The following is a 24,032-nucleotide window of genomic DNA, read 5'->3' on the forward strand; positions in this document are numbered from 1 at the left end:
CAGGCATCCGGCGCGGCTAGCTTCGCTCCAGCATGCCGATCTCGCGCACTGCGACCGACAGCATCGACAGTCCCGCGGCGCCCGAGGCGCGCTGGTCCGCCAGCATGCGCGTAAAGCGTTCGAGCGCGCCGTGGCGGCTGGCCCGCCAGGCGTCGATCATCGCTTCCGGCGAGGCCTGGTCGCCCGCCTGCGACAGCACGCTGACCGTCAGCGCGCGCTTGAGCCGTCCCAGGTCTTCCAGCGTGGTAGTGCGTGCCAGCAAGTCCCAGTGGGTGTCCGATGGCAGCGCCAGCGCGCGTTCGCGCAGCCAGCTGAAGCTCAGGTGGCTGTCCAGCGCGAAATAGACGCCGGCGACCAGGTCCAGGCTGCGCTCGCACGCCGCGGCCACTTCGGCGATGTCGAGCGCCGCGGCGGAGATCTCGCTGCCAGCCACGCGTGCGGCCAGCGTCTCGCCCACCCCTGCCTCGATCAGTGCACGCGTATGCCCGGTCAACGCCGCGGCATCGGCTTGCGGCAAGAGTTGCGGCAGGCGGGGGCCCAGCCACTGTGCCGCCTGCGCAAAGCGCGCCAGCTCTTCGCTGGCGCTGCTGCCGCTGCGCAGATAGCGGATGAACCACAGGCACGCGCGCTCCAGCAGCAGCGCCACCGCGCCGAACATGCGCGCCTGCTCGGCGTCGGCGACGCGATTGTCGAGCGCGTCGATCTCTTGCCACAGCGCAGTCAGCCCGAACACATCGCGCGCGATCAGGCAGGCGCGCACGATATCGGCGGGGCGCGCATCGGTTTCCTCCATGATCCGGTGCACGAAGGTGGCACCGATGCGGTTGACCAGCATATTGGTCAGGTGCGTCGACAGGATCTCGCGCCGCAGCGGATGGCGCTGCATCGCTTCGCCGTAGCGCTGGCGCAGCGGCACCGGGAAATAATCGGCAAGCAGGCCCGCAACCAGCGCATCTTCCGGTACGTCCGAGCCGAGCAGTTCGTCGTACAGCCACATCTTGCTGTAGGCCAGCAGCACCGCGCGCTCGGGCGAGGTCAGCCCTTCGCCGGCCAGCTTGCGCTCGGCAATGTCCTCGTCCGACGGCAGGAACTCCAGCGCGCGATTCAGCCGCCCGGCGCGTTCCAGCCAGCGCACCAGGCGCGCCTCGCCGTCGAGCAGCGCGCCGCTGCTGCGGCCGGCCACCGACAGCGCCTGGGTCTGGTAGTAGTTGTCCTGCAGCACCAGCAGGCCGACTTCGTCGGTCATCTCGGCCAGCAGCTTGTTGCGCTGCTTCTCGGTCATCTCGCCGTCGGCGACCACCAGTCCCAGCAGGATCTTGATGTTGACCTCGTGGTCGGAGCAGTCGACGCCGGCCGAGTTGTCGATGGCATCGGTATTGATGCGACCGCCCTTGCGCGCAAACTCGATGCGGCCCAGTTGCGTAAAGCCGAGGTTGCCGCCTTCGCCGACCACCTTGCAGCGCAGTTCGTTGCCATTGACGCGCACCGCATCGTTGGTGCGATCGCCCGCCTGCAGGTGCGTCTCCTGGCTCGACTTGACGTAGGTGCCGATGCCGCCGTTGTAGAGCAGGTCCACCGGCGCCATCAGGATGGCGTGGATCAGTTCGGCCGGCGACAGCGCGCTTGCGGTGATGCCGAGCACCGCCTGCACCTGCGCCGACAGCGGGATGGTCTTGGCGGTGCGCGGATAGATCCCTCCGCCGGTGGAAATCAGCGTGGCGTCGTAGTCGGCCCAGCTCGAGCGCGGCAGCCCGAACAGCCGGGCGCGTTCCTGCAGGCTGCGCGCCGGATCCGGATCGGGGTCGAGGAAGATGTGGCGATGGTCGAACGCGGCCACCAGCCGGATATGCGGCGACAGCAGCATGCCGTTGCCGAACACGTCGCCCGACATGTCGCCGATGCCGGCCACGGTGAAGTCGGTGGACTGGATGTCGACGCCCATCTCGCGGAAATGCCGCTTGACCGATTCCCACGCGCCGCGCGCGGTGATCCCCATCTTCTTGTGGTCGTAGCCGACCGAGCCGCCGGAGGCGAACGCATCGCCCAGCCAGAACCCGTACTCGCCCGAGATCGCATTGGCGAAATCCGAGAACGTGGCCGTGCCCTTGTCCGCGGCTACCACCAGGTAGGGGTCGTTGTCGTCGTGGCGCACCACGTCGGGCGGCGGCACCAGTTCGCCGCCGACGAGGTTGTCGGTCAGGTCGAGCAGCCCGCGCAGGAAGGTCTGGTAGCAGGCAATGCCTTCGCGCAGGAAGGCGTCGCGGTCGGTGGGCGGCGGCGGGCGCTTGACCACGAAACCGCCCTTGGAGCCGACCGGCACGATCACCGTGTTCTTGACCATCTGCGCCTTCATCAGGCCCAGCACTTCGGTGCGGAAGTCTTCGCGCCGGTCCGACCAGCGCAGCCCCCCGCGCGCCACGCGTCCGCCGCGCAGGTGCACTCCTTCCACGCGCGGCGAGTAGACCCAGATCTCGAACATCGGTCGCGGTTCCGGCAAGCCCGGTACCAGCGCGGGATTGAACTTGAACGACAGGTACGGACGCGGCTGGCCGTCCTCGCCGCGATGGAAGTAATTGGTGCGCACGGTGGCGTTGATCACGCCGAGGAAGAGCCGCAGGATGCGGTCTTCGTCGAGGTTGGGGACCTTGTCCAAAGCCGTGCCGATATCGGCCAGCAGCTTGTCGCAGCGCGCCTGGCGCGCGGTGTCGGCGGCGACCTGGCTGAAGGTGTCGAAGCGCGCCACGAACAGCGCCACCAGCATCGCGGCAATGCTGGCATTGCCGGTCAGCGCGCGTTCGATATAGGCGTCGCTGAAGGTCGAGCCCACCTGCCGCAGGTAGCGCGCGTAGGCGCGCAGGATGGTCACGTCGCGCGCGGCCAGCTCGGCGCGCAGCACCAGGCGGTTGAGGTCGTCGTTTTCGATCTCGCCGTGCCATGCGCGCGCAAAGGCATCCTCGAACAGCGCCTTGACGCGCGCGATGTCGAACTCCGCGGCGCTGCTGCCATCGGCGATTTCGAGTCCGAAGTCGTGCACCCATAGCGGTGCGCCGCTGTCGGGCTCGATCAGGTAGGGGCGCTCTTCATCGACGCGCACGCCCAGGTGCTCGAGCATCGGCAGGCTCAGCGACAGCGCGATCGGTTCGCCGGCGCGGTACACCTTGAAGCGGAACGCACCCGGCGCGGCCTCGATCGGCCGGTACAGGTTCATCGCCATGCCGTTGCCGCGCCGCGCATGTTCCATCAGCTCGATATCGCGCACCGCAGTGCGCGCCGGATAGTCTTCGCGGTAGCCGGCGGGGAACGAACCGCCATAGCGCTGCAGCAGCCGGTTGCCGTGCTCTTCGCCGTGGCTTTCGTGCAGCGCTTCGGCAAGGTCGTCCTGCCAGCGGCGGCTGGCATGCACGATGCGCGCTTCCAGTTCCTGCGTGTCGACCTTGGGCATGGTGCCGGGCTCGCCGCGCACGGTCAGCTGGATGCGCGCCAGCGGCGATTCCGACAGCAACGGCGTGAATTCGCAACTGGTGCCGTGGAAAGCGCTGGTCAGCAGCTTCTGGATCTTCTGGCGCAGGTCGGTGTTGTACTTGTCACGCGGCACGAACACCAGGCACGAGACAAAGCGGTCGAAGCGGTCGCGCCGCACGAACAGACGCGTACGCTGGTGCTCCTGCAGCCGCAGGATGCCGGTGGTGATGTCGAACAACTCATCCTCGGTCGCCTGGAACAGCTCGTCGCGCGGATATTGCTCCAGGATCGTGACCAGCGACTTGTACAGGTGGCCCTTGGCGAGGAAGCCGGCGCGCGCCAGGATGTTGGCGCACTTGCGCCGCACCAGCGGGATGTCGGCGATCGGCGCCATGTAGGCGGTCGAGGTGTACAGGCCGACAAAGCGCCGCTCGCCGAACAGCTGACCGTTTTGGTCGAGCAGCTTGACCCCGACGTAGTCGAGATAGCCGGGCCGGTGCACGGTGGCGCGCGAATTGGCCTTGGTCAGGAAGATCGGCGAGCTGCCTTCGATGATCGCGGTGGCCGCCGCGGGCAGCGGCGTCAGGTCGTCGGCGTCGGGCTCGCGCAGGCTTTCACGCAGGATGCCGGCGCCCGAGCCCGCCACGCCGCGCAGGAAGTAGCGCCCGTCGCGCACCACCAGCTGATAGTCGCGCTGTCCCAGGAAGGAGAAATGGTCGTCCATCATCCATTCCAGGAAGGCGCGCGCCTCGACGATCTCCGCTGAAGCAGCGTCCGGCGCTTGCGCCATCGCGCCGATGGTGGCGCGCGTGATGTCGCACATCTTCGGCCAGTCTTCCACCGCGGCGCGCACATCGACCAGCACCTGCGAGATGCCGTTGCGCAAGGCGTCGAGGCGCGACGACTCGCCGGTGCGGTCGATCTCGAAATGGATAAAGGACTCCAGGCGCGAGCCGTCGCCGGCCTCGCCGGCGCCGGCGGGGGCGATCCGCTCGATGCCGCTGCCGCCGCGCCAGACCCGGAACACTGGATGGATGGCCGAATGCAGCGCCAGGCCCTGGCGGTTGATCTCCATGGTCACGGAGTCGACCAGGAACGGCATGTCGTCGTTGACGATCTCGACCACGGTGTGGTCGGAGTGCCAGCCGTGCTCTTCCAGGTTGGGGTTGTAGACGCGGATGCGGGCGCTGCCGGGGGTGAACTTCTGTGCGGTCTGCCAGTGCGCCATCACGGCGCCGTACAGGTCGGCCACTTCGCGCCGCAGCAGGTCTTCGGCGTCGGCCTGGTCGTAGTAATGCAGCAGGAAAGGCTCGACCACGCTGAACATCGCCGCCGGCAGCCGCCCGCGCGCGAAGGTGGCCAGTTCGTCCAGCAGGTGCGCGACCTTGTCTTCGTTCTCCTGCGGCATGTTCCCCTCCTCGCGGTGTCGATGGGCCGCCGGGGCATGTGCCGGGGCATGCTCATACTTTAGGAAAAATCCGAGTGCCCGGCGCAACAAAGTGGCGGGTACCGGCGATGGCGAGGGAAGGGGCAAGGACGGGTCCCGACGGCGAGCCGCGGGACCCGGGCAGCGCTCAGAAGCGCGTGGCGAGGCTGGGGCAGGAAGACGGTCGGTGCGCGACCGGCGGCAGGCCGGGGCAGGGCAGCGGCTGGGCGTGCTGGTTGTGCTGGTTGTGCCGTTCCTGCCGGCGGGCTTCGGAGACGGCCCTGGCCTGGCGCGAGGTGTGGCCGTCCAGCGTGGCTTTCATCCGGTCCAGCAGGCTGCTCAGCGCGGCGCGCTCCTGCGAGTTGAAGGCCGCGACCGAGACGCTGTGCAGGGCGCTCAGCGCCTGCGCGGTACGTTGCATCCGCGCGCTGGCGCCTTCCGCGATGCGGGGCGCCTGCGTCGCGGTGTACTCGATCCAGCCGTCGCGGCGCAGTTCGTCGAGCATGATTTCCGATTGCGCCGCGTCGAGCGGCATCGGACCGGCCAGCGGCAAGCCGCGCTTGAAGCCACCCTGGCGGATGGCCCGCAGCAGCAGCCACTGGGAATAGTTAAGGCCCGAGGCGCGCAGGGTCTGGTCCAACGCACCTTGCCAGGCGGTGACTGCGTCAATCAGGGCAAGGACAACCGGCTCGCTGGGTTCGAGGGGTCTTGGCTGCATGAATGGCGTCTCCTGTTGTGGTTTGCCGCCACCGCAATGCACAGGCACCCGCAAGGGTGCAAGGGGCCGGAGCATGGCCGGCCCGGGCGGCACGGCCGCCGCAGCCTCTGGGGTGGGCTGGGTCGACCGAACGGCGAGACTAACAGAAACCTTTGCCACATTTGTGACAACTGCGGGAATGTCCTGAGCCGGCAGTGCCCGATAGTGGCGGCTGCGGCGCGTGCCTTGCGCCTGGCTATGAGAAAAGCGACTTGGATGGATGACTTTAAATCATCGCTGGAATGGACATGGCTGGCTACACTGCCTGCCGGAAACCCCGCACCCAGCCGCCAGGCCAGCACGGGGCGAACGGCGCAGGCACGGGCCGGCCGTCAGACCGGAGATCAAGATGGACAAGGAACGCATTCGCCTGGCCAGGCTGCATGACAAGGTAGTCTCGGCCGACGAAGCCGCCGCGCTGATCCGCGACGGCATGACGGTAGGCATGAGCGGATTCACTCGCGCGGGCGACTGCAAGGAAGTGCCGTTCGCGCTGGCGCGGCGCGCCGCCACCGAGCCGCTGCGCATCACGCTGATGACCGGCGCCTCGCTCGGCAACGACATCGACCGGGTGCTGGCGGAGGCCGACGTGATCGCGCGCCGCCTGCCGTTCCAGTCCGATGCCACGCTGCGCCGCAAGATCAATGCGGGCGAAGTGATGTTCATCGACCAGCATCTGTCCGAGACCGTCGAGCAGCTGCGCTCGGGCCAGCTCGCGCCGGTGGATGTCGCGGTGGTGGAAGCGGTGGCGATCACCGAGCAGGGCGGCATCATCCCCAGCACCTCGGTCGGCAACTCGGCCAGCTTTGCCATGCTGGCGCGCAAGGTGATCGTAGAGATCAACCTGAACATGCCGCTGGAGCTGGAAGGACTGCACGACATCTATTTCCCGGTGCAGCGTCCGTACCGGCAGCCGATCCCGCTGATCGCGCCCGCGCAGCGCATCGGCCTGCCGTATATCCCGATCGATCCCGAGAAGATCGCGGCCATTGTGTTCACGGCCAAGGACGACAGCCCGTCCAATGCGCTGCCGCCGGATGCCGAGACCAGCCAGATCGCCGGCCATCTCAATGACTTCCTGCTGCGCGAGGTACGCGCCGGGCGGCTGTCGCCGTCGCTGCAGCCGCTGCAGGCCGGCATCGGCACCATTGCCAACGCGGTGCTGCACGGCATGGTCGAGTCGCCGTTCCGCGAGCTGCAGATGTATTCCGAGGTGCTGCAGGACAGCACCATCGAGCTGCTCGATGCGGGGCGCCTGGCCTTTGCCTCGGCCTCGTCGGTGACGCTGACGCGTGCGGTGTACCAGCGCTTCCTGTCGAACCTGGACCGTTACCGCTCGCGGCTGCTGCTGCGGCCGCAGGAGATCAGCAACCATCCGGAGATCCTGCGCCGGCTGGGGCTGATCACCATCAACACGGCGCTCGAGTGCGATATCTACGGCAACGTCAACTCGACCCATGTGGGCGGCACGCACATGATGAACGGCATCGGCGGCTCGGGTGACTTTGCCCGCAATGCGCACTTGTCGGTGTTCGTGACCAAGTCAGTGGCGAAGGGCGGCGATATCTCCAGCATCGTGCCGATGGTGGCGCACGTCGACCATACCGAGCACGACGTCGACATCATCGTCACCGAGCACGGACTGGCCGACCTGCGCGGCCTGGCGCCGCGCGAGCGTGCGCGCACCGTCATCGCCAACTGCGCCGACCCGCAGTACCGCGAGCTGCTGGGCGACTACTTCCGCCGCGCCTGCGCGCATGGCGGGCAGACCCCGCACCTAGTGGAAGAGGCGCTGTCCTGGCATGCCGACTTCCGCGACCGCGGCACCATGCAGCCGGCGCGGCCGGCACCGGCGCTGGCCGCCTGAGGCACGGGCTACCACCGAAAACAAAACAGCCCGCGCAAGCGGGCTGTGCGAGCGGGCGGGGGCAGCCTTACTGCGCCTTGGTGCCCTGGCTGGCGGGCGCCTTGGCGCCGTCGGTGTAGGGATCGGCCTTGCCGGCCTTGGCGCCTTCGGTGTACGGATCGAACTTGCCGGCCCTGGCGCCATCGGTGTTGGGATCGAACTTCTTGCCGGAGTTGGTCAGTTCCGACTTGGTCGATTGCTTGGCGCCGTCGGTGTACGGGTCGAACTTGCCGGACTTGGCCGCGCCCTGGTTGGGGCCGGCCTTCTTGGTGTGGCTGCCGCCGTAGAGGTCGCCGCCGTCGGTGTAGTTCTTCTGCGCATAGACCTGCGTCGCGCCGAGGGCGGCCAGTGCTGCAACGATCAGGGTCGGAACGGACTTCTTCAGCATCTTGTTATCCTCGCGAATGTCGGTCGCGCAGCGCCTGCGCGAAACCGGTTTGGGGCCGGACGTTGGCCGGTCGACTGCCGGCGAGTGTGGCGGAGCACCCGGAAAATGTACCGGGTCGGCGCGTGTCCGCAAAGTGAAAGTTTCTTCTAGACGTATTGAACGTTACCGACGCGGCCCGCATGCTGCGCGGGATCAAACGCGCCAGCAATAGGAATAATCTGAGTGGCGCGCCGGGCCTTTTCGGATGCCGCGCATAAAAAAACCGGCTGCCGTGGCAGCCGGTTTCCGGGTCGGCAGACGGCTCGCGCCGCCTGGCCGGCTTATTCCAGCGTGATGTTCTGGTCGCGCGCGATCTTCTTGCGCAGGTCCAGTTCGCGCTTGATCTGCGCGGCGTATTGCTGCGGCGTGTTGCCGTCGGTGTAGGCACCGCTGTCGGCCAGGCGGCGCTTGACGTTGGGATCCTGCAGCGCCTTGACCGCGGCGTCATGCACGCGCGTGATGATCGCCGCCGGCGTGCCGGCCGGGGCCACCAGGCCGTACCAGGCCATGTTGTTCATGTCCTTCATGCCGGCTTCGGCAAAGGTCGGCACGTCGGGCAGGCCTTCGACGCGCTTGGGCGCCGCCACCGCCAGCGCGCGCAGCTTGCCGGCCTGGATATGCGGCATCGACGACGGCAGGTTGTCGAACTGCGCGTTGACCTGGCCGGCCAGCGTGTCGTTCAGCGCCGGGCCCGATCCGCGATAGGGGATATGGACCATGTCGGTCTGGGTGATGTCCTTGAACAGCTCCCCGTCCAGGTGCGAGATGCTGCCCTTGCCGGCCGAGGCGTAGCTGTACTTGCCCGGGTTGGCCTTCAGCATCGCCACGAATTCCTTCAGGGTCTTGGCCGGAGTCTTCGGATTCACCGTCAGCACGTTGGGCACGTTGACCAGGTTGGTGATCGGCGCGAAGTCCTTGAGCGGATCGTACGGGTTCTTGGGGTTGGTGGCCGGGTTGGTCGCCATGGTGCTGACCGTGGCGATGCCCAGCGTGTAGCCGTCCGGCGCCGACTTGGCGAGCGCGTCGGCACCGATGGCGCCACCGCCGCCGCCGCGGTTCTCCACCACCACCGGCTGGCCCAGTTCACGGCCCAGGCCGTCGGACACCGCGCGCGCCACGATATCGGTGGTGCCGCCGGCCGCGAACGGCACGATCAGGCGGATCGGCTTGGCAGGGTAGGACTGGGCATGTGCCAGGTCGGCGTGGGCCAGGCCGAGGGCCGCGATGCATGCGGCTGCGCCGGCGTTAAGGACTGCTTTCAAGGAGGGCCTCCATTCTTCTTTCACTGATTCGCCAGCCAGGCTGCAGGCGTGTGCGGGGATCGGCTAAGGATCCGGCGCCCGCGCTGTCAGGGTTTCCCGGGCTGGCATGACCGGGCTGTGCCGGGATGCGGTACGGCCGGCGCCTTGCGATAGTTCCGCGATACGGAACTATGTTCCACAATGGCGCGGGAGCGATTCAACCGGGAAAGCGCCTGCAGGGGAATTGGTGACAACCCGCGTATCAAGAATCGGGCTGTGCTGCCGATCGCGCGCGTGGCCGGGATGGCAGGAGGAAGCGCAGCGCAAAAGCAAAAAGCCGGAAGCAAGGCTTCCGGCTTTTCTGAATTCGCTGGTGGGGCGTGAGTGACTCGAACACTCGACCTACGGATTAAGAGTCCGCTGCTCTACCAACTGAGCTAACGCCCCAACGAAGAAAAAGATTGTAGCAAGGTATCGGATGCGGCGCAATAGCCTTTGCGGCATTTTTTGCGGTGCCTGGCCGCTACAATGCCAGGCCGCCGTCATGCGTCTCCGTGCCGGCACCGCATCCACCTGTTTGCCAGATCCATGCACGCCAGAGTCCTACGCTATCTCGACGAGGTCGTCCGCCGCGGTTCCATCCGCAAGGCGGCCGAGCACCTGCACGTGGCGCCGACCGCGGTCAACCGGCAGATCCTGGACCTGGAGGCGGAACTGGGCGCACCGCTGTTCGAGCGCATCAACAAGCGCCTGCGGCTGACGCCGCTGGGCGAGATGGTGCTGGCCCACGTCCGCCAGACGCTGCGCGAGCACGACGCGCTACGCGAGCGGATCGAGGACTTCAAGGGCGCGCGCCGGGGCGAGGTCACGGTGGCGGTGACGGCGGGCCTGGCGGGCTCGCTGATGCCGTCGCTGGTGCATGACTTCCGGCAGCGCTATCCGGGCATCGTGGTGCGCGTCAACGACCTGCCGGTCGCCGACATCGTGGTGGCGGTGGAGCAGGGCGATGCCGACCTCGGCCTGGGCTATGACCTGCCGGAACTGCCGGCCTTCCGCGCGCTCGCCAGCAGCGACTGGCAGATCGGCGCGGTGGTGCCGCCTGGCCATGCGCTGGCGGCGCGGCCATCGGTGCTGCTGAGCGAGTGCGTCGGCTATCCGCTGATCCTGCCGGCATCTTCCTTGTCGATCCGCGCCATCCTCGATGCGGCCTTTGCGCGCAATGCGATCGAGGTCTCGCCGGTGGCGGAATCGACCTCGACCGCGCTGATCCGCCAGCTGGTGCTGCTGGGGACCGGCATCGCGCTGCTGAACCCGCTCGACGTGATGGAAGAGCGCGCGCGCCAGGCGCTGGTGTACGTGCCCTTGCGCGACCGCCACCTGCAGGGCCAGACGCTGACGCTGGTGGCGCGCGCCGGCGGCCAGCTCAGCGCCGCGGCCGGGCTGATGGCCGAGCGCATCGGCGATGCGCTGGCGACGCTGTTCGCGCAGGCACGCTGAGCCGGGCTTGCTGGCAGATGTCCACTTTTTGTGGACAGGCTGATCGGAATTCTATGCTTGGGAAGGGGCAGCGCGACGCCGTAGACTGGCGGCGATCGTATCTGCCCTCAATCCCATCCGCTTCACAGAAGGAATTCCGCCATGACCCTGATCGCCCTCAATGCCGACGTGCTGGTGACCATGGACGCGCAGCGCCGCGAGATCCGCGACGGCGCGCTGGTCGCCGAAGGTCCCGCGGTGCAATGGGTCGGCCCCACCGCGGAGCTGCCGCCGCAATACCGGCGCATGGTCGACGACGGCAGCGCGCAGGTGCTCGACATGCGCGGCCGCGTGGTCACGCCCGGGCTGGTCAACACGCACCACCACATGTACCAGAGCCTGACGCGCGCGGTGCCGGCGGCGCAGGATGCCGAGCTGTTCTCGTGGCTGACCAACCTGTACATGCTGTGGTCGCACCTGACGCCGGAAATGATCGCGGTGTCGACCAAGGCCGCGATGGCCGAGCTGATGCTGTCGGGCTGCACCACCACCAGCGACCACCTCTACCTTTTCCCCAATGGCTCGCGCCTGGACGATTCGATCGCCGCGGCTCAGGAGATGGGCATGCGCTTCCATGCCGCGCGCGGCTCGATGAGCGTGGGCCGCAGCAAGGGCGGCCTGCCGCCGGACGTGGTGGTCGAAGACGAGGCTGCGATCCTGCGCGACAGCCAGCGGCTGGTGGAGCAGTACCACGACAGCGCGCGCCACGCGATGCTGCGCGTGGTGCTGGCGCCGTGCTCGCCGTTCTCGGTATCGCGCGACCTGATGCGCGAATCGGCGGTGATGGCGCGCCACTATGGCGTGTCGCTGCACACGCACCTGGCCGAGAACGACAACGACATTGCCTATTCGCGCGAGAAATTCGGCCTGACGCCGGCACAGTATGCCGAGGACCTCGGCTGGGTCGGCCACGATGTGTGGCACGCGCACTGCGTCAAGCTGGACCACGAGGGCATCGCGCTGTTCGCACGGACCGGCACCGGGGTGGCGCATTGCCCGTGCTCGAACATGCGGCTGGCATCGGGCATTGCGCCGGTGCGTGCGATGCGCGACGCGGGCGTGCCGGTGGGCCTGGGCGTGGACGGCAGCGCGTCGAACGACGGCGCGCATATGCTGGGCGAGGCGCGCCAGGCGATGCTGCTGCAGCGGGTCGGCTACGGTCCGGCCGCGATGAGCGCGCGCGAGGCGCTGGAAATCGCCACGCTGGGTGGCGCGCGCGTGCTCAACCGCGACGATATCGGCGCGCTGGCGCCGGGCATGTCGGCGGACTTCGTCGCCTTCGACCTGGCGTCGGTCGGGTTTGCCGGCGCCGGCCATGACCCGGTGGCGGCGCTGGTGTTCTGCACGCCGGCCAATGTCGCGGCCAGCGTAATCAATGGCAGGGAAGTGGTGCGCGACGGCGAGCTGCTGACGGCCGACCTTCCCGCGGTGCTGCTGCGCCATCGCGCGCTGGCGCGCACGCTGTTCGAACGGGCCAGCGCCGGCGCGTGATGCAGTGCCGTTGCGGCGGGGGCGGCGCCCTCTGCGCAACGGCTCGGTGCGGTCCGCTCCGCGCAAAGCAAAAGGCCGGAAGCATTTCTGCTTCCGGCCTTTTTTGTATTCGCTGGTGGGGCGTGAGTGACTCGAACACTCGACCTACGGATTAAGAGTCCGCTGCTCTACCAACTGAGCTAACGCCCCAACGAAGAACGAGATTCTAGCATGATTTCCGGCGCTGTCAATTGCCTGACGCAATTGCCATGGCAAGCCGCGCGAACGTGCCCCGCGTGCGAAGGGGGTGCCCGACGGAACCGAACGGCGGTCGCGATGGTCTTCCGAATGAACCCTGTCGCATGGGGTTCTACCCATACGATTTTGCCGGAGCCATGTTAGGATGTTTCTCCACTTGCATATGGAGGGCTGCACCGATGGATATCAAATTCCAAGAGCAAGAGCGCTACGACATCAATAACGAAGGCTTGTTGTTCCAGGCACTTGTCAATGGCGAGAAGGTGACTTGCGTGGTGACACGCGAAGCACTGTGGGAAGGTTTCAGCGCCGACCAGGTGCTGTCACTCGAAGAAGCATTCCGCGCCGGCCGCGAAACCATCGAACGCGCCGCCGTGGTGCTGATCGAGCAGGGCGCACCGCAGCCTATCGTCGTCAAGCGCGCCCACGTGGCGCCAATCTGATGCGGATGGATGCCCCGGCCAGCCCCAGGCAAGCCGCGGGCGCCCATCTGGCATCAGGCTTCACAGCATAGGCCGTCCGGCCTTGCTCGCCAGCCGGCGCCGCCGGCGCAGGCAATCCCCAGCTTCTTTCCGCTTTTCTTTTTTTGCCGCCGTGGTTTGTCCCCGTGATCGTGGCGAAGCGCGCCTGTGCGGGCGCTACGCTCATGGCTGCGCGGATGCGGCCGTCGCCGGCGTGGCGCCCGGCCGCGACGCGCATTCCTCGAAGATGCGCACGCTGCAGCGGGCGCAGACTTCCGGCGACAGCTGACCGATGATGGTGTGCAGCGCCTGCCGCTTGGTCGGGAATATATGGTCGGCGCCGAGCTTGCCGGTAAAGCCGGTCTGCGCCCAGGTCTGCAGCACCTGCGTGCGCGGACGGTGGAAGTACAGGTCGCCGCCGAGCGCGCGGCGCTCGCTCAGCTCGTATTCCCACATTTCCGCGCCGGCGAGGTCGATGAAGTTCATGCTCTTGGTCATCGCCAGCAGGTGGGTCTGGCCGGGATTGACGGTGCGCAGCCAGTGCAGGCGGTCGGTCACGAATTGCACCGCGCCGAAGTAGATCGCACCCTCCATGCGCAGCAGCTTGAGCTGCGGGCATTCCGGCTGCGGCCGGCGCAGCTCGTCCAGCGGCGTGAAGCGCCGGCCGGGGTCGTCGGCATCCGGCACCAGGCTGCGCACCGCGGGCCGCGAGGTGCGGTACAGGTAGGCCACCAGCGACAGCACGGTGCCGAGCAGCACCGCCATTTCCAGCCGGATCACCAGCGTGGCGGCAAAGGTGCCGATGGCGATCGCGAACTCGGTACGGCTGAGTGTGAAGATGCGGCGCAGCCGCGCGATGTCGAGCAGGCCCCACGCCACCAGCAGCAGCATCGCCGCAATCGCCGCCATCGGGATCTGCGCCAGCAGCGGCGCGCTGACCGCGACCAGCGCCACCAGCCACAGCGCCGAGAACACGCTCGCCAGCGGCGTGCGCGCGCCGGCCTCGAAGTTGGGCACCGAGCGGTTGAGCGAGCCGCAGGAGATATAGCCGGAGAAGAAGCCGCCGGCGATATTCGACAGGCCCTGGCCGATGAACTCGCGGTTGGCATCGATATGCTGGCCCGAGCGCAATGCCACTGCCTTGGCGATCGAGATCGACTGGCCCAGCGCGACGATGGTCAGCGCCGCGGCGATGCCGAGCAGGTCGGGCAGCTTGCGCCAGTCGACGTCAGGCACCTGGAAGTGCGGCAGCGCCGATGGAATCGGCCCGACCACGTTGACGTGGTGGCCGCCGGCCTGGTTCAGCAGCAGCGCCACGCCATAGCCGGCCAGCAGGCCCAGCAGCATGAACGGCAGGCGCCGCCACAGCCGCTTGCACAGCAGCGTCACCGCCAGCGTGACCGCGCCCACCATGGCCGCGTCCCAGTTGATGGCATCGGCATGCTCGAACAGGTGGCGCAGCACGCCGAAGGCGCTGGTGCCGGTCGGCACCGACAGCCCGAACAGGTCCTTCAGCGCGTACAGCCCGATCAGCGTCGCCGCGCCGCAAGTAAAGCCGAGCAGCACCGACGGCGAAATAAAGTTGGCCAGCGAGCCCAGCCGCAGCGTGCCCACTGCCAGCTGCATCACGCCGACTACGATGGTCACGGCCAGCGCCAGGCCGATATAGGCCGGGCTGCCGGCGAACGCGAGCGGGCTCAGCATCGCGAACAGTGCCAGCGAATTGGCGTTGGTCGGCCCCGACATGACGTGCCAGCTGGAACCGAACAGCGCCGCGACGATGCACGGCACCACCGCGCTGTAGATGCCGTACTGCGGCGGCAGGCCGGCCAGCGTGGCGAAGGCGACGCCCTGCGGCAATACCAGCACGGCGCCGAGCAGCCCCGCGACCAGGTCGGCGCGCAGCGTGGTCGGGTCGACGCGCTGGCTCCAGGGGAACAGGCGCGGCAGCAGGGGGGCGGTAGCGGGCGAATGCATCGGCGGGAAACGGAGCGGGCTAGCCGGCTTCGCCGCCGTGTCCGGAGGGCGGCAAGGCAGCGGGGGCTGGCGCAGTGGATTGAGGCGCGGCCTGCGGGCCCAGGCTGGCCAGCATGGCGTCGAGCGCGCGATAGACCTCGGCCAGCCGCTCGGCCCCCAGCTGCTGCGCGAGCTGCTGGTAGCGCGCGTCGATCAGCGGTTCCATCTGCGCGATGATGTCGCGCGCGGCACTGGTCAGGTTGACCAACTGGCGGCGCTGGTCGGTGGCCGAGCGCGTGCGTGCCACCAGCCCGGCGTCTTCCATGCCCGCCAGCATGCGGGTCAGGCTGGGGCTCAGGATCAGGCAGGCCTCGGCGAGCTGGTTGGGCTCCATCGGCCCGCGTTCGTTGAGCGTGCGCAGCACACGCCATTGCTGCTCGGTCACGCCGAACTGCCGCAGGATCGGCCGGAAGCCGGCCAGCAACGCTTCGCGCGCTTGCAGCAGCAGGTGGGGGAGATTGCGATGGCGAAACATGGCCTGGGCGGGAGGGCTCATGCCCGCAGTGTAGCGGGCACGGCCGGGCGCGGCGAGCGGGGCTTGCCCGGGCTTGCCTGAACCCGCGCCATGCCCCAGTGCGGCCGGCAGGCGCGCACGCCGTGCCGGCTCAGCCGCAATGCAGCGTCGCCACCACCGGGGTGTGGTCGGACGGCTGCTCCCAGGTGCGCGGCACCCGGTCGATCACGCACGCGGTGCACTGCTCGGCCAGCGCCGGCGACAGCAGGATATGGTCGATGCGCAGCCCGGCATTGCGCCGGAACGCCAGCATGCGGTAGTCCCACCACGAGAATGCCTTCTCCGGCTGGTCGAACTTGCGGAACGCATCGGCCAGGCCCAGTTCGAGCAGCGCGGCAAAGGCGGCGCGCTCGGGCGGCGAAACCAGGTTCTGGCCTTCCCACTTGGCCGGGTCGTGCACGTCGCGGTCCTCGGGCGCGATATTGAAGTCGCCCAGCAGCGCCAGCCGCGGGTGGCGCGCCATTTCCTCGCGCAGCCATGCGGTCATCGCTTCCAGCCATTGCAGCTTGTAGGCGAACTTGTCCGAGTCGGGCGCCTGCCCGTTGGGGAAATAGGCGCAGACCAGCCGCAGGTCGCCATAGGTGGCGGCGATCACGCGCTGCTGCGCGTCCTCGAAGCCGGGGATGTTGCGCACCACGTCGACGGGGCCGGGCATGCTCGCGTCGCGCGCCAGGATGGCGACGCCGTTGTAGGTCTTCTGGCCGGTGTAGATGCTGTGGAAACCGGCGTTCTCCAGTTCGGCCAGCGGGTACTTGTCGTCCGGCAGCTTCAGTTCCTGCAGGCACAGCGCGTCGATCGGCGCGCCGGCCTGGTCCTGCTCGGCCAGCCACTGCAGCACCTGCGGCAAGCGTACTTTCAGCGAATTGACGTTCCAGCTGGCAATGCGCAGCGGGCCCTGGCCCGGCAGTCCCAGCGCGCTCATGCCGCCATCCCGCCGTGGCGCAGCAGCGCGTCGATCTGCGGCGCGCGGCCGCGGAAGGCCACGAACGAGTCCATCGCCGGGCGGCTGCCGCCCACCGACAGGATCTCGCGCTGGTAGCGCGCGCCGGTTTCGCTGTCGAGCACCGTGCCCGACAGTTGCGCGGCCTCTTCGAACGCCGCATAGACGTCGGCCGACAGCACTTCGGCCCACTTGTAGCTGTAATAGCCCGCGGCATAGCCGCCGGCGAAGATATGGCTGAAGGTGTTCGGCCAGCGCGACAGCGGATGCTGCGGCACCACGTGCACGCGGTCGTTGATCTGGCGCGACAGCTCCAGCACCGAGGTGGCGCCGGCCGGATCGAAGTCGGTATGCAGGTGCATGTCGAACGACGAGAACACGATCTGGCGCAGCGTCATCATGCCGTTCTGGAAATTCTTGGCTGCCAGCATGCGGTCAAACAGCGCGCGCGGCAGCGGCGCGCCGGTGTCGACATGCTGCGTCATGCCGGTCAGCACTTCGTACTCCCAGCAGAAGTTCTCCATGAACTGCGACGGCAGCTCCACCGCATCCCACTCCACGCCGTTGATGCCCGACACGCCCAGCTCGCCCACCTGCGTCAGCATATGGTGCAGGCCGTGGCCGAACTCGTGGAACAGCGTGATGACCTCATCGTGCGTGAACAGCGCGGGCTTGCCGCCGACCGGCGCCGAGAAATTGCAGGTCAGGTAGGCCACCGGGGTCTGCACGCCGCCGTGCTCGAGCACCTTGCGCCCGCGCGCATCGTCCATCCACGCGCCGCCGCGCTTGCCTTCGCGCGCGTACAGGTCGATGTAGAACTGGGCCAGCAGCGTGCCGTCGGCGGTGCTGACGCGGAAGAAGCGCGCGTCCGGGTGCCAGGTCTGCGCCTGCTCGGGCTCGATGCGCACCGAGAACAGCTTCTGCACCACGCCGAACAGGCCCTCGAGCACCTTGGCTTCCGGGAAGTACTGCTTGACCTCGTGTTCGGAGAACGCATAGCGCTGCTGGCGCAGCTTCTCCGAGGCATAGGCCACGTCCCACGGTGCCAGCTCCGGCAGGCCCAGCTCGGCCGCGGCGAAGGCCTTCAGCTCGGCCCAGTCCTGCTCGGCGTAGGGGCGCGCCTTGACCGCCAGTTCGTCGAGGAACTTGAGCACCTCGGCGGGCGACTCGGCCATCTTCGGCACCAGCGAGACTTCGCCGTAGCACTGGTAGCCCAGCATCTGTGCCTCTTCGCGGCGCAGCGCCAGCTGCTCGCGCATATTGGCGGTGTTGTCCCAGTCGGCCTGGCCCTGGCCGTGCTGCGGCCCGAGCTCGGACGCGCGCGTGACGTTGGCTTCGTACAGGGTCTGGCGCAGCGCGCGGTCGTCAGCGTACTGCAGCACCGGGAAATAGGAAGGGAAGTGCAGCGTGAACTTCCAGCCGGCCTTGCCGTCTTTTTCCGCGGCGTGGCGGGCGGCTTCACGGGCATCGTCGGGCAGGCCGGACAGACGCGCCTCGTCCTCGATGACCAGCGCGTACGCGTTGGTGGCGTCGAGCACGTGGTCGGAGAAGGCCTTGGACAGCTGGGCCTGCTGTTCCTGGATCTCGGCAAAGCGCGGCTTCTTGTCCTCGGGCAGTTCGGCGCCGCCCAGGCGGAAGCCGCGCAGCTCGTTCTCGATCAGCTGGTGGCGCGCCGCGCTCATGCCGGCGAACTCGGGGCTGGCCGCCAGCGCCTTGTATTTCTCATACAGCGCCAGGCTCTGGCCCAGTGACGACCAGAACTCGGTCATGCGCGGCAGGTTTTCGGCATGCGCCTGGCGCAGCTCGGGCGTGTCGGCGACGGCGCTGAGGTGGCTGACCACGCCCCAGGCGCGGCCCAGCGGCTCGGTGGCGGCTTCCAGCGCCTGCACGGCATTGGCCCAGTCAGCGGGCGTGGCGGGATCCTCGGCGCGGGCGACGGCCTGTTGCGCGCGTTCCAGCAGCACGTCGAGCGCGGGGCTGATGTGCTCGGGCCGGATCTCGGCAAAGCGGGGCAGGTCGGAAAAGTCCAGCAGCGGATTGCTAGCGTTGGCGGCGTGGTCCATGGCGTGTTCTCGGTTGGCTGCTCGGTGGGCTGGTCTTGATCAGGCGATATTCCCGCAGATGGGGCCGGGGCGGTGGATTTTCCAGTGCCCCGGGTGGCGCATCGGGCGCCGGCGGCAAGCGGCGCTCAAAGTCGCGCGCTCAGCCCGCGGCGCGCTCGGCCGCTTCCAGCGTATTGATCAGCAGCATGGTGATGGTCATCGGCCCGACCCCGCCCGGCACCGGCGTGATGTAGCCGGCGACTTCGCGCACGCCGGCGAAGTCGACATCGCCGCACAGCTTGCCGTGGTCATCGCGGTTCATGCCGACATCGATCACCACCGCGCCGGGCTTGACCATGTCGGCCGTGATCAGGTTGCGCTTGCCGACCGCGGCCACCACCACGTCGGCGTCGCGGGTGTGGGCGCCGATATCGCGGGTCTTGCTGTTGCAGATGGTGACGGTGGCGCCGGCCTGCAGCAGCAGCATCGCCATCGGCTTGCCGACGATGTTGGAGGCGCCCACCACCACCGCGCGCGCGCCGCGCAGCGGGTACTGGATCGATTCCAGCATCTTCATGCAGCCGTAGGGGGTGCACGGGCGGAACAGCGGCGCGCCGGTCATCAGCGCGCCGGCATTGGCCACGTGGAAGCCGTCGACGTCCTTTTCCGGCGCGATCGCTTCGAGCACCTTGTGGCTGTCGATGTGCTTGGGCAGCGGCAGCTGCACCAGGATGCCGTGGATGCGCGGATCGCGATTGAGTTGGTCGATGCGGGCCAGCAGGTCGGCCTCGGACAGGTCGGCCGGATAGCGGTCCAGCGACGAATGGAAGCCGTTGTCCTCGCAGGCCTTGACCTTGTTGCGCACGTAGACCTGGCTGGCCGGGTCTTCGCCGACCAGGACCACGGCCAGGCCGGGCTGGTGGCCGAGTTCGGTCAGGCGGGCGGCGCGCTGGGCGGCTTCGGAGCGGATTTGCTTGGCAAGGGCGTTGCCGTCGATCAGTTGGGCGGGCATGGAAGGCAGGCGGGAATGATGACGAGAAGGTGGCGAGAAGGTGGCGGCGCCCGCGCGCGGCGGAGCCAAAGGCGGAATTATAAAGGTTGCGCGAGGCCTGTCGCACGCAGCTTGACCGCCGGCAGCGATCGCGCCGCCCCGGCACTGGTAGCATCGGCCGCATGCCTACCGCGCTTGCCTCGACACTGTCCGATCCGCTGCTGGTGCTGCTGTCCGTGTGCGGACTGCTATGGGCGCTGACGCGCCGGCCCTGGGGGCTGCTGCGCCGCGATGCGCTGCAGAATGCCTGGCTGGGCGCGATGCTGCTGGTGGCGCTGCTGTGGACGGTGCGCGCGACGCTGGCTGGCGGCATGGTGATCCAGCTGCTCGGCGCCACGCTGATGGTGACGCTGTTCGGGCTGCCGCTGGCGCTGCTGTCGCTGTTCGCCGCCGACGTGGTCTCGCTGCTGGGGTTGGAGTACCTGGCCGGGCACGGCTGGAGCCAGTTCGACTGGGTCGCGCTGTGGGTGCGCTATGTCTGGCTGGCGCTGCTGCCGGCGCTGCTCTCGGCCGGCCTGCAGGCGGCGATGCGGCGCCTGTTGCCGCGCCATCCGTTCGTGTTCATCCTCGGGCACGGGTATTTCACCGCCGGACTGGCCGCGCTGGGCGCGGGCGCGGCGCAGGCGGGCTGGCGCTACCTGATGATGCCGGGACAGCCGCTGAGCCTTGCCGACACCCTGCTCGGTGCCGTGATCCTGGCCTTTGGCGAGGCCTTCCTTACCGGCATGCTGGTCGCCGTGTTTGTGGTCTATCGGCCACAGTGGGTGGTGACCTTCCGCGACGAGGATTACCTCCGCCGCTGAGCGGTGTGTGCGGCCCGGAAGTGCGGAAGGGGGTGTGGAGAAGGGGCGCAGCGGGCCGCAGGTGCGGCCCCTTGGGGCCGCACACCGGGCAAGGGAGCGGGCGCCGGCCGCTCAGCTGTTGCGCGACAGCGCCAGGCGCAGCAGGTCGGCGACGGTATTGACGTTGAGCTTTTCCATGATGTTGGCGCGGTGCGCCTCCACGGTCTTGATGGAAATGCCCAGGTCGTCGGCGATCTGCTTGTTCAGGCGGCCGGCCACGATGCGCTCCAGCACCTGCTGCTCGCGCGTGGTCAGCTTGCCCAGCAGGTCCTTGGCGGCGCGCTGCTCGCGCGCGGTGGAGTGGTCGGTGCGAGCCTTCTGCAGCATGCGCTCGACCAGCGCGCGCAGCTCGGACTCGTCGAACGGCTTTTCGATAAAGTCGATCGCGCCGCGCTTCATCGTCGACACCGCCATCGGCACGTCGCCGTGGCCGGTGATGAAGACGATCGGGATGTCGATCTGCTCGGCCAGCATGCGCTCCTGCAGCTCGGGCCCGCTCATGCCGGGCATGCGCACGTCCAGGATCAGGCAGGACACCTGGCTGGCGTCGTAGGCGGCGAGGAACTGCTCGGCGCTGGTAAAGCTGCGCACCTGATAGCCATTGCCCTCCAGCAGCCAGGTCAGCGAGTCGCGCATGGCCTCATCGTCGTCGACGATGAACACGGTCTCGCCGCGGTGGGGCGTGGGGTTTGGCGTTGCGGTCATGTAGTCTCCTCGGGACAACAATTCATTGCTGCGAAGTGTAACCGGCAGCGGCCCTCTGTGGCGAGACAGGCCCCCCACGTCGGAGGGGAAGCGGCGCGGCCGGCATCGGGCAGTCGAAAATGCGCAAGCATGCGCGTGGCCCGCATGCGCGGGCTCGGTTTATTCGGCGATGGTTTCGGCCGGCGCCGACTGCAGCGGCAGCATGATCTTGAATGTACAGCCAATGCCGTCGACATTGTTCTCGACCCACAGCCGGCCCTGGTGCGACTCGATGATCGAGCGGCAGATGTTCAGCCCCATGCCCATGCCGTCGGACTTGGTGCTGAAGAAGGGCTCGAACAGCCGCTCCTTGGTGGCCTCGTCGACGCCCGGGCCCTGGTCGATCACGTCGATATGGACGTTGTCGCCGATCTCGCCGGACTCGACCCGCGCATGCAGCCGCACCACGCCGCCGGCGCGCATCGCCGGCAGCCCGGCCATGGCCTCGACCGCGTTCTTGAGCAGGTTCACCAGCACCTGCTCGATCAGCACCGGATCGACATAGACCGTCATCGGTGGCGCCGGCAGCCGGGTCAGGATGGTGACGCGGCGGCGCGTGGCTTCCAGGTCGGCCAGGCCCACCGCGTCGGCGACGATGTCGTGCAGCGCGGCCTCGCGCCGCTGCGGCTGGCTGCGCTTCACGAAGCCGCGGATGCGGCTGATGATGGTGCCGGCCCGCACCGCCTGCGCCGAGGTCTTCTCCAGCACCGGGATCAGGTCCTCGGGCGTGCTGCGCCCCGAATGCAGCCGCGCCACCGCGCCCATGCAGTAGTTGTTGATCGCCGCCAGCGGCTGGTTCAGTTCGTGCGCCAGCGACGACGCCATCTCGCCCATGGTGGTCAGGCGGCTGGTGAACTGCAGGCGCTCTTCATGCTGGCGCGCCATTTCCTCGGCGGCCTTGCGCACGGTGATGTCGGTGGCGATCTGCATCTGCGCCAGGTGGCCGTCGACCCACTGGATATAGCGGCGGCGCACCTCGAACCATTTCTGCATGTCGGGCACGAACACCTCGCGCGCATCCGACGCGTACGGCATCAGCTCCGAGGCCGGCAGGCCGGCATAGGCATCGACATAGTCGGTGTTGTCGCTCGAGACCTGGTCCTTGTCGAGCTCGTCGCCGGCCAGCTTGACGTGGCCCTCGGCTTCCCAGCCGAACAGCTGGCGGTAGTAGCGGTTGGCGAACAGCAGCTCGGCCTTGTCGGTGGCCAGTACCGACACCGCGGCGTCCAGGCTTTCCAGCACGGTGGTGAAGCGGTCGTGCGCGGCGGCCAGTTCCTCGCGCGCGCGCTTGGGCTCGGTGATATCCGTCATCGAGCTCATCCAGCCGGTATGGCGGCCGCGGCTGTCGACCAGCGGCGACACGTACATGCGGGCATAGAAGCTGCTGCCGTCGCGGCGCATCACGCGCATCTCGTAGCCGCCGGCGGGCGACTTGCCCTGCAGCGTCAGGTCGATCTGCTTCTGCATCTCCTGCTGGTCGTTGGGCGGCCAGTAGGGGAAGGGCGGCAGGCGCCCGACCAGGTCGTTCTCCTGCCAGCCGGTCATGCGGCAGAAGGCCGGGTTGACATAGGTGATGCGGCCGTTCAGGTCGAGCGCGCGCAGGCCGATCAGCATCGAGTTTTCCATCGCGCGCCGGAACGAGGTCTCGGCCAGCAGCGCGCGCTGCGCCTCGGAGCGGCGGCTGGTGTGCCGCCACATGCTCCACAGGCTCCACAGCAGGAAGCAGGACAGCCCCACCACCAGCCACAGCAGCATGTTGTTGGGCAGGTTCGATGCCGGCGGGTAGGCATCGGCGCGCAGCGACAGCGAATGACCCGGCGGGTCGAGCAGCACCTCGTACGACAGCGCGTTGCCCGGCACCGGCCGCAGCGAGGTGCTGGCGCGGGTCTGGTTGTTCTTGTCGATCAGCGAGAAGCGGTAGCGCTCGGTCAGCTCGGGCGGCAGCAGGTGGGTCAGGATGCCGTTGATCGAATAGAGCGCGCCCAGCGTGCCGAGGAACTCGTTGTCGCGCACGATCGGCACTTCCATCAGCATGAAGCTGTCGCCGCGCTCGTTGACCAGCGGGCGCGAGTAGACCACGCGCTGGGTCTCGCGCGCGGCGTCGAAGGTGTCGAGCACTTCGGGTTCGAGCGGCTGGTCCTGGTTCTCGCGCAGGCGGCTGGCGAACTCGGAGGTCGATGGCAGCGACCAGCGCCCGCGCTTGGTGGCGTCGAGCCAGTTGATAAAGACGATCTCGGGGTTCTCGCGCAGGATTTCCTGCGCCGCGGTGCGGTAGGCGCCTTGCTCCAGCTGCGCGGCGGCGATGTCGCGCGCGAGCGAGGCCAACTGGTCCTGGTTGCTCAGCAGCGACAGGCGCACGCGTTGCTGCGCCCACGCCGCGTCGCGGTACAGCGCGTCGCGCTGCTGCTGCCGTTCGGTCTCGTGCAGCGACCACAGGATCACGCCCACGGCCACGGTGAAGAGCACAATGGCAACCAGCGGGATGAACATGAACCAGCTGGTGGCGACCAGGTTGCGCCAGCGCAGCCACCACAGGCCGCGCGGCGGCGCCACCGGCACGCCGTCGTCCGGACCCAGCGCCTCGATCGGCCCCAGGCCCGCCGCCGGGGAAGGCGCATGCGGGACATGCGCGGACTCGCCGCCGGCGGCCTTGGCTGTACCCGACGCATCGGAGGGAAGCATGGCGGCACGCAGGCTGCGGAAAAGACGGTCGAGGCGGTTGAAAAACGGCATGGGAGGGATTGACGGCTGACCGACCAGTGTACCGAGATTATTGCGGTGCGTCGCTTGGGGAAAGCGCCAATGAAATCCCCGCGCCGCGTGCCGGCGCCGGCCGGGTGGTGGCACGCGGCATGCGGGTTCCGCTGTGATTCTTGGTGCGCTGCCGCATAATTCCACATTATAAAAAACGATATCGCAATTTGAAAATTTCCCTTGTG

General features: G+C 68.2%; 16 protein-coding genes and 2 tRNA genes. 5 read left to right on the top strand and 13 right to left on the bottom strand.

The annotated features are described in order from the left end of the window. Positions 1-16: 16 nt before the first annotated feature. Together A2G96_RS07460 and A2G96_RS07465 are read right to left on the bottom strand one after the other, a co-directional pair. The gene (locus A2G96_RS07460) at positions 17-4,870 is read right to left on the bottom strand and encodes an NAD-glutamate dehydrogenase (protein ID WP_062798175.1); all 4,854 of its coding nucleotides are present in this window, start codon (positions 4,868-4,870) and stop codon (positions 17-19) included. A 166-nt stretch (positions 4,871-5,036) separates the two neighbouring features. After that, positions 5,037-5,606 (bottom strand): hypothetical protein, encoded by a 570-nt coding sequence (locus tag A2G96_RS07465; RefSeq protein ID WP_062798177.1) that lies wholly within the window; start codon positions 5,604-5,606, stop codon positions 5,037-5,039. Between the two features lie 388 nt (positions 5,607-5,994). On the opposite strand from A2G96_RS07465, the gene A2G96_RS07470 reads away from it, so the two are divergent. Continuing rightward, entirely contained in the window at positions 5,995-7,512 is a 1,518-nt protein-coding gene (locus tag A2G96_RS07470) for an acetyl-CoA hydrolase/transferase family protein (RefSeq protein ID WP_062798179.1), read from the top strand. 67 nt (positions 7,513-7,579) lie between these two features. Here the strand turns inward: A2G96_RS07470 and A2G96_RS07475 are convergent, their stop codons facing one another. The 3 genes from A2G96_RS07475 to A2G96_RS07485 all read right to left on the bottom strand — a co-directional run bounded on the left by A2G96_RS07475 (position 7,580) and on the right by A2G96_RS07485 (position 9,666). Then, positions 7,580-7,939 carry a hypothetical protein gene (locus tag A2G96_RS07475; RefSeq protein WP_062798181.1) on the bottom strand — a complete coding sequence of 120 codons (360 nt, stop codon included), beginning with the start codon at positions 7,937-7,939 and terminating at the stop codon, positions 7,580-7,582. A gap of 320 nt (positions 7,940-8,259) precedes the next feature. Then, positions 8,260-9,240 carry a tripartite tricarboxylate transporter substrate binding protein BugE gene (locus A2G96_RS07480; RefSeq protein WP_062798183.1) on the bottom strand — a complete coding sequence of 327 codons (981 nt, stop codon included), beginning with the start codon at positions 9,238-9,240 and terminating at the stop codon, positions 8,260-8,262. Between the two features lie 350 nt (positions 9,241-9,590). Then, positions 9,591-9,666: transfer RNA gene (locus A2G96_RS07485), tRNA-Lys, on the bottom strand. Positions 9,667-9,807: 141 nt separating this feature from the next. Here A2G96_RS07485 and A2G96_RS07490 point away from each other — a divergent pair. Next, the gene (locus A2G96_RS07490) at positions 9,808-10,716 is read left to right on the top strand and encodes a LysR substrate-binding domain-containing protein (protein WP_062798185.1); all 909 of its coding nucleotides are present in this window, start codon (positions 9,808-9,810) and stop codon (positions 10,714-10,716) included. 141 nt (positions 10,717-10,857) lie between these two features. Then, positions 10,858-12,246 carry an 8-oxoguanine deaminase gene (locus tag A2G96_RS07495; protein ID WP_062798187.1) on the top strand — a complete coding sequence of 463 codons (1,389 nt, stop codon included), beginning with the start codon at positions 10,858-10,860 and terminating at the stop codon, positions 12,244-12,246. A gap of 113 nt (positions 12,247-12,359) precedes the next feature. Here the strand turns inward: A2G96_RS07495 and A2G96_RS07500 are convergent. Beyond that, positions 12,360-12,435, bottom strand: a tRNA-Lys gene (locus A2G96_RS07500). Positions 12,436-12,662: 227 nt separating this feature from the next. Between A2G96_RS07500 and A2G96_RS07505 the strand changes: the two genes are divergently transcribed. Further along, positions 12,663-12,926: a DUF1488 family protein gene (locus A2G96_RS07505; protein WP_018006788.1), complete on the top strand. Its 264-nt coding sequence runs from the start codon at positions 12,663-12,665 to the stop codon at positions 12,924-12,926. 201 nt (positions 12,927-13,127) lie between these two features. Here the strand turns inward: A2G96_RS07505 and A2G96_RS07510 are convergent, their stop codons facing one another. The 5 genes from A2G96_RS07510 to folD all read right to left on the bottom strand — a co-directional run bounded on the left by A2G96_RS07510 (position 13,128) and on the right by folD (position 19,468). Next, positions 13,128-14,921, bottom strand: a complete 1,794-nt coding sequence (locus A2G96_RS07510) for a SulP family inorganic anion transporter (protein WP_062798189.1) — start codon at positions 14,919-14,921, stop codon at positions 13,128-13,130. A 19-nt stretch (positions 14,922-14,940) separates the two neighbouring features. Continuing rightward, complete coding sequence (gene hpaR, locus A2G96_RS07515) at positions 14,941-15,456, bottom strand: homoprotocatechuate degradation operon regulator HpaR (RefSeq protein WP_062798191.1); 516 nt, start codon at positions 15,454-15,456, stop codon at positions 14,941-14,943. Positions 15,457-15,565: 109 nt separating this feature from the next. Then, positions 15,566-16,396 carry an exodeoxyribonuclease III gene (gene xth, locus A2G96_RS07520; protein WP_174549298.1) on the bottom strand — a complete coding sequence of 277 codons (831 nt, stop codon included), beginning with the start codon at positions 16,394-16,396 and terminating at the stop codon, positions 15,566-15,568. Next, complete coding sequence (locus A2G96_RS07525) at positions 16,393-18,477, bottom strand: M3 family metallopeptidase (RefSeq protein WP_062798193.1); 2,085 nt, start codon at positions 18,475-18,477, stop codon at positions 16,393-16,395. Before A2G96_RS07525 ends, xth begins: the two co-directional genes overlap by 4 nt. A 139-nt stretch (positions 18,478-18,616) precedes the next feature. Beyond that, positions 18,617-19,468 carry a bifunctional methylenetetrahydrofolate dehydrogenase/methenyltetrahydrofolate cyclohydrolase FolD gene (gene folD, locus A2G96_RS07530; protein WP_062798196.1) on the bottom strand — a complete coding sequence of 284 codons (852 nt, stop codon included), beginning with the start codon at positions 19,466-19,468 and terminating at the stop codon, positions 18,617-18,619. Positions 19,469-19,629: 161 nt separating this feature from the next. Between folD and A2G96_RS07535 the strand changes: the two genes are divergently transcribed. Continuing rightward, positions 19,630-20,310 (top strand): hypothetical protein, encoded by a 681-nt coding sequence (locus tag A2G96_RS07535; protein WP_062798198.1) that lies wholly within the window; start codon positions 19,630-19,632, stop codon positions 20,308-20,310. Positions 20,311-20,421: 111 nt separating this feature from the next. On the opposite strand, the gene A2G96_RS07540 is transcribed toward A2G96_RS07535, so the two are convergent. Together A2G96_RS07540 and A2G96_RS07545 are read right to left on the bottom strand one after the other, a co-directional pair. Next, positions 20,422-21,054 (bottom strand): response regulator transcription factor, encoded by a 633-nt coding sequence (locus tag A2G96_RS07540; RefSeq protein WP_012352577.1) that lies wholly within the window; start codon positions 21,052-21,054, stop codon positions 20,422-20,424. Between the two features lie 159 nt (positions 21,055-21,213). Next, positions 21,214-23,826, bottom strand: a complete 2,613-nt coding sequence (locus tag A2G96_RS07545; RefSeq protein WP_062798201.1) for a PAS domain S-box protein — start codon at positions 23,824-23,826, stop codon at positions 21,214-21,216. Positions 23,827-24,032 lie beyond the last annotated feature (206 nt).

Origin of the sequence: Cupriavidus nantongensis (genome assembly GCF_001598055.1) — a bacterium.
In the GTDB taxonomy this organism is placed as follows: domain Bacteria; phylum Pseudomonadota; class Gammaproteobacteria; order Burkholderiales; family Burkholderiaceae; genus Cupriavidus; species Cupriavidus nantongensis.